The organism is Methanobrevibacter sp., from assembly GCF_045577275.1.
Taxonomy (GTDB): domain Archaea; phylum Methanobacteriota; class Methanobacteria; order Methanobacteriales; family Methanobacteriaceae; genus Methanobrevibacter.
This window is the reverse complement of the sequence record NZ_JAZNIB010000017.1, coordinates 1-10101: the sequence shown is the minus strand read 5'-3', so window position 1 is coordinate 10101 and position 10101 is coordinate 1. Positions and strand designations below refer to the sequence as shown.

Here is a 10101-nt window from a genome sequence, read left to right as displayed (position 1 = left end):
AAAACTGTAGACTTAGAACATGTCCAAGTTGGAGATACCATTGTATTTACAATAAACGTAACCAACAACGGACCATCCAACGCAACTGTCGTAACAATCGAAGATATCGTACCAGAACAATTCAATGTAACCGCATGCAATGACTCTGCATTCATCAACAATAAGATAATTATTGAAAAATTGAATGTAGGCGAATCATACGCATTCACAATCACAGCAACAGCATTGATAAACGGTACCTGGAACAACACAGCAAACGTAACATGTGCAGAAAACGATACCGTCGTAAACGACACAGTAACTGTAATCGTAGATCCAGTAGTCAACCTAAGCATTAACAAGACTGTCGAACCGGGAAGAGTATATGTAGGTGAAACCGTATTGTTCATAATTAACGTAACTAATAATGGACCTTCCAATGCAACCCAAGTGGAAGTTACTGATATAGTACCAGAACAATTCGGAAACGTAGTATGTAACGACTCCGCATACAGCAACAATAAAATTATTATTGCACAATTAAATGTAGGAGACTCATACGTATTCACCCTTAATGCAACCGCATTAATCAACGGAACCTGGGATAATGTAGCTAGCGCATTTTGTGCAGAAAACGATACAGTGGTCGAAGATGATGCAATTGTCATTGTCGACCCAGTAGTCAACTTAACAGTAAATAAAACTGTTGAACCTGGTAGAGTTTATGTTGGTGAAACAGTAGTATTCACAATAAACGTTACCAACAACGGACCATCCAACGCAACAATGGTAGAAATAACAGATGTCGTTCCTGAACAATTCGGAAACGTAGTATGCAACGATAGCAGATTCGAAAACAACAAAATCATTATTGAAAGATTAGATGTTAACGAATCAATCGTATTCACACTTACCGCAACCGCATTGATCAACGGAACATGGAACAACACTGCAAGTGCATTCTGTGCTGAAAATGATACAGAAGTTAACGACACTGTAAACGTAACTGTTGATCCTATAGTTGATTTATCAACTAACAAGACCTCTGATCAAGATGTATACTTCGTTGAAGATATTGCAATTTGGACAATTACAGTCCATAATGCTAATAATGCATCAAACGCTACCAATGTTAAATTATTTGAGTCCTTACCAGCAGAGTTTGAATATATTGATTATTACACTCTCAATGGTACATATGATAATGAGACTAAAATTTGGGACATTGGATTTATGGCTAATGGTACAGATGCTAGATTGATTATACTTGCTCGTGCTATAAAAGTCAAAGACAATGTTACTAATGTAGTAGCTGTAACATGTACTGAAAGAGATTGGAATTTATCTAACAATATTGCAAATAAAACTGTAGATATTCTTCCTCTCCCAGATCCAGAGAAAAACGTCTCAAATAGTACTCCTTATTATCATGATGAAGTGTTATATTACTTGACCATTAACAATACAGGTAATGTAACCTATGAAAATGTGTTGAAAGTAATCGATAGTTTACCTGAAGGATTAGAATTCATTAGAACTGTAAGCATTGAAAATGCTAATTTAACAGATGACGAATCTGTTGAAGGTCAGACCATAACTTGGACCATTACTAACATCCCTGCTTTCACAAAAGCAGTGATTACTGTATTGGTTAAAGTAAATGCTCTCGGAAACTTAACCAATAACTTAACTGTTATCGGACCAAATGGATCTAATCAAACAGTAAATACAACTATCGAACCAGTGCCTATAGTTGATTTGTCAACTAATAAAACTTCTGATAAGGAAGCATACTTTGTTGATGACATCGTCATATGGAGCATAACTGTTCATAATGCAGATAACGGAACAAATGCTACCGATGTCATTTTAAAAGATGAAATCCCTAGCCAGTTTGAATTTATTAACTATACTGCAACTAAAGGTACTTATGACAAAGAAACAGGAATTTGGAACATTAGCTTTATGGAAAATGGAACCGATGCAACATTAACAATTTGGACAATTGCAAAAGTTGCTGTAGACCAAGTTACCAACACTGCAAACGTTACTTGCAAAGAAACTGATTGGAACTTAAGCAACAATGTTGATAACCAAACCGTTGAAATCATTCCGCTTCCAGACCCAGTAAAAACCGTATCCAACAGCACTCCATATTATCATGATATTGTTGAATACAACTTGACAATCATCAATGATGGAGATATAGACTACACAAACAACTTAACTGTTGTTGACAGCTTACCTGAAGGATTAGTATTTATTGAAACAGTTGGAATTGTTAACGGTAAATTCATCGGCGATGAAGTGATTGGCACAAATAATGTGACATGGGTAGTTACCAACATTTCCGCAAAAACTAATGCAACAATAATAGTTAAGGTTAAAGTGGAAGCACTTGGAGACTTAACTAACAACTTAACAATTATTGGACCTAACGGTACTAATAAAACTGTAAATGAAACTGTCACACCTGTCCCTATTGTTGATTTGTCTACTGATAAAACTTCTGATAGAGATGAGTATTTCGTTGATGACATTGCTGTATGGACCATTACTGTCCACAACGCAGATAATGGAACAAATGCAACTAATGTCGCTTTAGAAGATCACATCCCTACCCAGTTTGTATTTATTAATTATACAGCAACAAATGGTACTTATGACCATAATACAGGAATTTGGACCATTGGATTCATGGGTAATGGAACCGATGCAACATTAACAATTTGGACTCGTGCTGTAACTCCTATTGATGAGGTAACAAATTATGCTAATGTAAGCTGTTATGAAGATGAATGGGACTTAAGCAATAATGATGATGAAAAAACAGTAAGCATCATTAAACTCCCTGAACCTCAAAAAACAGTTAGCAACACAACACCTTACAATAGGGATAACGTTACATACAATTTAACAATTACAAACGTTGGAAACATTACTTACACTAATGTTTTAACTGTTATTGACAGTTTACCTGAAGGTTTAAAATTCATAGAAACTGTTGGCATAGATGGTGCTGATTTAATTGAAGAAATTGTAGATGGCCAAAAAATTACTTGGACCATTACTAATATCTCAGCTGAATCAAGTGCTGTCATTACAGTTAAAGTACTTGTAATGGACATTGGAAACCAAACCAATAACCTTACAATTGTTGGACCAAACGGAACCAACTCTACTGTAAACTGTACTATTGACCCAGTTCCTATCGCAGATTTAGCAGTAACCAAAATCAATGATTACTCCACAAAAGTATGTTATAATGGAGATAATGTAACATGGACTATTAGTGTCATTAATAATGGACCTAATGATGCTATTAATTCAATAGCTAGTGATATCTTACCAGCTGGTTTAATCTATGTTTCAGATGATTCCAATGGAGCATATGATCCTATAACCGGTATTTGGACCATTGGTAACCTTAGTGTTGGAAGTTCAGCTACCTTAACCATTGTAACTACCGTAGCAACTTCAAATGAAACAATTACAAATTACGTAAATGTTACATCTGATACCTACGACCCTGATGAAAGTAATAATGAAGACAATAGCTCTGTAGTCGTCGAACCTGAAGCTGATTTAGGAATTGTAAAATTAGTTTCTAATGAAACCGTACATAAAGGCGATATAGTTACCTGGACTCTCATTGTGACTAACTATGGTACAGATGCTGCTATTAATGTAGTGGTAACTGACAAATTACCTAAAGGATTAGTGCACATCGCAGATAACTCTCTTGGAGCATACAACCCAACAACTGGAATCTGGAACGTAGGAAACCTTGCTTGTGGCGAATCCGCTACATTGAAAATCAAATCATTAGTAAAAACTACTAATAAGAACATTACCAATTTAGCGACCGTTGATTCTGATACTTACGATCCTGATAAATCAAACAACAACGCAAACAATTCAACTGTTGTACCTCCAGAATGTGATTTAGTACTTACTATTGACCCTAATGTCGTGGAAGTAACTGTTGGAGATGAAGTTGAATTCACTGTAACTGTTGTAAACAAAGGACCGGACACTGCAGAAAACGCTACTGCATTTATTGAGATACCTGATGAGTTAAAACTCTTAGGATTCAAACCATCTAAAGGTACTTATGACCCTGAAACTGGAATTTGGACCATAGGAGATTTAGCTCCTGGAGAAAAAGTAACATTAATACTTGATACAGAAGCTTTAGAAACCGGCAAATTTGTTGTTAAGGCACATGTAGTATGTGATACATACGAAACTAATTACACTAACAACAATGATTCCGCTGAAGTGACTGTAATTGAACCTCCAGAACCACCGGTACCTGATGTACCACCTCAAGAAATGTATCCAACAGGTAATCCAATCGTATTAGCACTCTTATCCGTGCTCGTAATTGTTGGTATGACTTTGAAAAGGAAAAGTTAAACACAAAAAACAAAATTTTTGATATGGGAAATTAATTTTTCCCATATACCTTTTATTTTTTTTTTTTTCGATTTTAAATTAAAAAAAGTCCTATTTTTCTTAAAAAAAATTAATTGATTTAATCAAAGTGTTGAATAATATTTTTAAAATTAACTTATGAAACTATCTTTTTATTAATCATATATTCAAATATATTAATCCATCTCTGTTTTTAAAAATATAATAAAATAAGAGTATACATCAATTAGTATTAAAATAATAAATTAATAAAAAATTAAAAATGATTAATTAAAAAAATAAAAAAATTAGATAATTAAAAAAAAAGAAAAATAAAAAAAAATTACATGAAAAGCATTAAACTTTTCATGAAATAAAATTATCTGACTACTTCTACGATAACGCCAAGCTTTTCAGATTGCAAAATGTCAACTTTCTTACCGCTTGCACCTACGATTTCCTTTTTCATCTTTAGGAAATCTTCAGTGATGACGCCATCAGCAATAGCTATTTCACCATTTTCAGCTAATTGTTTAGCTATTTCATCAGGATCGGTTGATTTGATAAATCCTATGACTTGACCTGCATTCTTCTTAAAGGTTGGTCCAATCTTACTCATGTCCGGTTCAATTTCAATGACTTTCTCATGAACTTCAGGTTTACCGGTAGTGACTTGGAAGTCTTGGATTTTTAAAGTTCCTTTAATGTCATCTGCAAAGTGTTCAAATACGTCTTTCAAGTCTTCAGTCTTATCATTCAAGTAAACAGTTGCACTTTCCACATCTGCATTCAATGGGATTTTAGAAGCGGATTTGAATCTTCTGACTTCACCAATCAATTCAATAGCTAAATCACCATCTTTTTCTATTTCTGCAGAATCTAAGTTAGGATCAATTTCAGGCCAAAGAGTACTGTGAATACTTGTGTCTTCATCGAAGTATTGGTAAACCTCTTCAGCAAAGAATGGTGCAATTGGAGCAAGCAATTTTAAGGTGTCTTCAATTACGGTTCTAAGAGTGTATTTAGCTGCAATTCTTGACTCTTCAGAAATGTCATCATTGTATAATCTGTATTTTACAGCTTCAATGTACTCATCACAGAAGTCATGCCATACAAACTGTTCGATTGTATTTACTGCAATGCTGTAATTATAATCATAGAACGCTTCATCTACAATCTTATTGACCTTATTGAGTTTTGCAAAAATCCAGGTATCCATTGGATTTAAGTTTGCCTTAATAGCTTCAATATCACCGCTTAAAGCCTTTTCAGACTCTTCATCGAAGATGTGCATACTGATAAATCTGAATGCATTCCAGAATTTTCTAATGAATTTATAACCATGCTTGATGTTTTTCCAATCAAATGCAACATCAGAACCAGGTACACTGTTAGCAGCCCATAATCTTAAAGGATCTGCACCATATTCAGCAATTACCTCTTCAGGACCAGTTACATTTCCACGGGATTTACTCATTTTGTAACCGTCTTCACCAAATACCATACCATTGATTACAATGTCATCAAATGGTTTTTGACCGGTTAAAGCTAAACATCTAAGAGTTGTATAGAACGCCCAAGTCCTGATGATATCGTGTCCTTGTGGACGAATGCTTGATGGGAAAATGTCTTCCCAACCAGGATTTGGCCAGTTTGCAACAGAAAGTGGAGAAATGGAACTGTCCATCCAAGTATCCAATACATCCTCTTCACCAATGAATTCAGTGCATCCGCATTCACATGCATGTTTAGGTTTGTCTACAGTAGGGTCTATTGGCAATTGGTCTTCCTCAGGCAACATTACCTTACCACATTCCTTACAGTACCAAACAGGTATTGGGGTTGCGAATAATCTTTGTCTGGAAATACACCAATCCCATTCCATGGAATCTGCCCAATTCAATAAACGGCTTTCCATATGTTCTGGAACCCAACGCATTTCATTGGAAGCCTTTTTACTTTCATCAATCATTTTGGTAACAGCTACAAACCATTGTTTCTTAACCAAAATTTCGATAGGAGTCTTACATCTCCAGCATTGACCTACATTTTGGTCAACTTCTTCCTGTTTGGTTAGGTAACCTTCAGCCTTCAAGTCTTCTATGGTTTGCTTTTTAGCATCAGGAAGTTCCATGCCTTCATATCTGCCAGCTGCTTCAGTGAGTATTCCTTGTTCAGAAATAGCTTCAATAACATCAAGGTCATATTTATTTACCCAAGCAACGTCAGTTTTATCCCCAAAAGTACAAATCATTACTGCACCGGTACCATATTCCATATCTACCTCTTCATCGGCAATGATCTTTACCTTTTGGCCGGATAAAGGAACTTCAACATATTTGCCTAATAAGGAGTTGTATCTTTCATCATCAGGGTGAACAACAACTGCTACACAAGCAGACATAAGTTCAGGACGAGTGGTTGCAATCAATACGCCAGGCACACTTGCATCAGCCTTGTCTGGGAAATCCGCATATCTTACATAGGAATTTCCTTCAACATTTGCAAGTACTTCATCAGGAACATCTGCAGGTGGGAAATTTACATAATTCAAGAAGGTAGTGTTGTCACTATATTCCACTTCAGCAAATGCAATAGCTGTTTCACATCTTGGACACCAGTTTACAGGGTGAATACCTTGGTAAATCAAACCTTGATCATACATTTTCAAGAATGATAATTGGGTTCTTTTTCTGTATTCTGGAGTCATGGTAATGTATTCTCTACTCCAATCCTGTGAGAAACCAACGGAACGCATTTGTCCTCTCATAACTTCAATGTTGTGTGTTGTAAGTTCAGTACACATATCTCTGAACTCTGCTCTTGTAACATCATTCTTTTTAATGTTATGGGTTTCTTCCACTTTTACTTCAGTAGGGAGACCATGACAGTCCCATCCTTGTGGGAACAATACATCCATACCTTTTTCCCTTCTGTATCTTGCATTGAAATCCATATAAGCCCAGTTTAAAATGTGGCCCATATGAAGGAGTCCAGTTGGATAAGGTGGTGGGGTATCTATAATGTATCTTGGTCTGGTTCCATCACCAATAAATTTATAAACTTCATCATCTTCCCATTTTTTCTGCCATTTTTCTTCATTTTTAGGGTCATAATCTTTAGGAATTTCTTTGTTTGTCAAAATATTCCTCCAAATGAATAAATAATAAAAATAATTAATAAAAAATGTATTTATTAAAAGTCAAATATTTCAATAAATAAAACATTCTAATTTAATATTTATAAAAAGTATTTATTAAATATTGTTGTAAAAAAATGAATTTTATTAAAAAATCAGTTAAAAAGTTCAAAAAACAATAATTATATAATAAATAATAAACATAATCAAACATAGTATATAAATTATATTTATAAAAATCAGACAAAAGAGGTGACAAAAATGCATTTATTATGGTTTTATGTAGCTATTGCACTTGCTGTAAGTGATGAAGTCCATAGCCGATTGGTTTGGGACTATGTAAGAGACTTCTACATAATCTTTGGAGGTATTCTCTCAAGCGCATTAGATTCCGTATTGGAAACTTGGATTGTTCATGAAACTCTAGAAGCATGTTTCCACTTTATTTTCATATCATGTGTATTCTTTTCACTTAAAGTGGGATTCTTAGCAGCTTTAATACATTTCCTATTGGATGTGAGCCATTCCATTGTTATAAGACATATGCCATGGTTACCTCATAGAGCATTGCATTTTGTATCTGAATCAATATTCTTTATAATCATATTCGGATTTTAAAGAATATTTTACTTATTTTTTAATAATTTAATGACTTAGATTATTTGATGAATTATTGAAAAATTGAAATTAAAATAAAATTAAAAATTAATATGAAAATTAAAAATTAGAAATCAAAATAAAACTTATAAAATTATTGAACTGTATTAGGAGATAATAAATGCCTGTAATTACATTTAAATATCAAGATTTAAAAGATTTAGGTATTGATATGGAAAAAGATGAACTTATCAATACATTACCTATGATGGCAAGTGATATTGAAGATTATGACGATGAGGAAATCAAAGTTGAATTCTTCCCTAATCGTCCAGACAACTTATCTGTCGAAGGTGTGGCAAGATCATTTAAAGGATTTTTAGGAATGGAAACCGGACTTCCAAAATATGAAATTGAGCCATCCGGAGAAAAGGTTTATGTAAGCAAAGATGTTGCTGAAATTCGTCCTTACATCAGATTTGCAAAAATCGAAGGAGTGGATTTCACAGGTGACAAGATCAAATACATCATGGATTTCCAGGAAAACTTGCACTGGGTAATCGGAAGAGACCGTAAGAAAGTGGCTATTGGTGTGCACAATGGAGATGTAGTAAGCGGACCATTCAAATACATAGCAACACCAAAAGACGAACCTGCTTTCGTTCCTCTTGAAATGGATGAGGAAATGACTCCAGAAGAAATATTGAAAAATCATAAGACCGGAGAAAAATACGCTCATTTGATTGATAAGTTTGACAAATATCCTCTTATCATCGATAAGGATGAACAAGTATTATCCATGCCTCCAATCATCAACGGAGAATTGACCAAACTTAAGGAAGATACTACAAACATCATTGTCGATGTAACTGGAACAGATGAAAGAGCAGTTGAACAGTCATTAAACATCCTTTGCGCTTCATTTGCTGAAGTTGGAGGAAAAGTGAAATCAATGGAAGTCATTTATGATGATGAAACCATCGTTTGTCCTGATTTCACTCCAAAGGTAAGAAATGTGCATGTTGACTTGACCAATGAACTCATTGGTGGAACCGATTTGACTGCAGAAGACATTAAAGGATTGCTTGAAAAGGCAAGATTTGACGCTAACATCATTAATAATAACGAATTAGAAGTGTTCATTCCACCTTACAGAGTGGACATCTTGCATGAAGTGGATATTGTTGAAAACATTACAATCCAATACCATATCAATGCAGTTGAAGCAAAATTGCCGGATATCGTTACTGTAGCAAATGAAGATAATTGGTTTAAAGGTGAAAAAACCATTAGAGAAGTGATGATAGGTCTTGGTTTCCAAGAAGTTATGAGCTTGATGCTAACAAGTGAGGAAAGCCAATACAAGAAGATGAATCAGGAAGAGATTGATCATGTTCAAGTTTCAAAACCAATCACAATTAGCGGAACTATGATTAGAACAAGCTTGCTCAATAGCCTAATGGAATTCTTGGAAGACAACAAGCATGAAGACCTTCCTCAAAAGATCTTTGAGATTGGTGATGTCCTATACATGGACAGCGAATCATCCAATAAGACAAAACAAGTTAAAAAATTAGCTGGTATGATTTGTCACAGCTCTGCAAACTTTACTGAAATAAAATCAACTGTAGCAAGTGTTGTTTCCAATTTAGGCTACAGTATGGAAATATCTGATTCTACCAACACAAGCTTTATTCCAGGTAGAGTGGCAGATATAAGTGGTGAATCTAAAAACGGTAAAATAACTGGATTCTTTGGTGAAATAGCTCCTGAAGTTATTAGAAACTTTGAATTGGAATATCCAGTTATTGCATTTGAAATTGAGTTCTTGTAATTCAATTTCCTATTTTCTTTTTTTATCTTCTTATTTTATCTTCTTTTTTAAAAAATTAAAATTAAATCAATCCCAAAAAAAAAGTTAAAAAAACAAATATCTAAACTAATTTAAAAAAAAACAATTAAAAAATTAA

At 34.2% G+C, this 10101-nt stretch carries 4 protein-coding genes; 3 read left to right on the top strand and 1 reads right to left on the bottom strand.

Annotation, left to right across the window (positions count from 1 at the left end; genetic code table 11):
• Window positions 1–4398: hypothetical protein (locus ACKI67_RS00690; RefSeq protein ID WP_407461461.1), on the top strand; the 4398-nt coding region annotated here is incomplete at its 5' end.
• Between the two features lie 376 nt (window positions 4399–4774).
• Here the strand turns inward: ACKI67_RS00690 and ACKI67_RS00685 are convergent.
• Entirely contained in the window at window positions 4775–7537 is a 2763-nt protein-coding gene (locus ACKI67_RS00685) for a valine--tRNA ligase (protein ID WP_407461460.1), read from the bottom strand.
• Between the two features lie 258 nt (window positions 7538–7795).
• Between ACKI67_RS00685 and ACKI67_RS00680 the strand changes: the two genes are divergently transcribed.
• Together ACKI67_RS00680 and pheT are read left to right on the top strand one after the other, a co-directional pair.
• Window positions 7796–8152 carry a hypothetical protein gene (locus tag ACKI67_RS00680; RefSeq protein WP_407461459.1) on the top strand — a complete coding sequence of 119 codons (357 nt, stop codon included), beginning with the start codon at window positions 7796–7798 and terminating at the stop codon, window positions 8150–8152.
• A gap of 160 nt (window positions 8153–8312) precedes the next feature.
• Window positions 8313–9965 carry a phenylalanine--tRNA ligase subunit beta gene (gene pheT / locus ACKI67_RS00675; RefSeq protein WP_407461458.1) on the top strand — a complete coding sequence of 551 codons (1653 nt, stop codon included), beginning with the start codon at window positions 8313–8315 and terminating at the stop codon, window positions 9963–9965.
• Window positions 9966–10101: the final 136 nt, after the last annotated feature.

Excerpts from the sequence above, each read along its gene's own strand:
- pheT (WP_407461458.1), top strand. The coding sequence starts at position 8,313 with ATGCCTGTAATTACATTTAAATATCAAGATTTAAAAGATTTAGGTATT.
- ACKI67_RS00680 (WP_407461459.1), top strand. The coding sequence starts at position 7,796 with ATGCATTTATTATGGTTTTATGTAGCTATTGCACTTGCTGTAAGTGAT.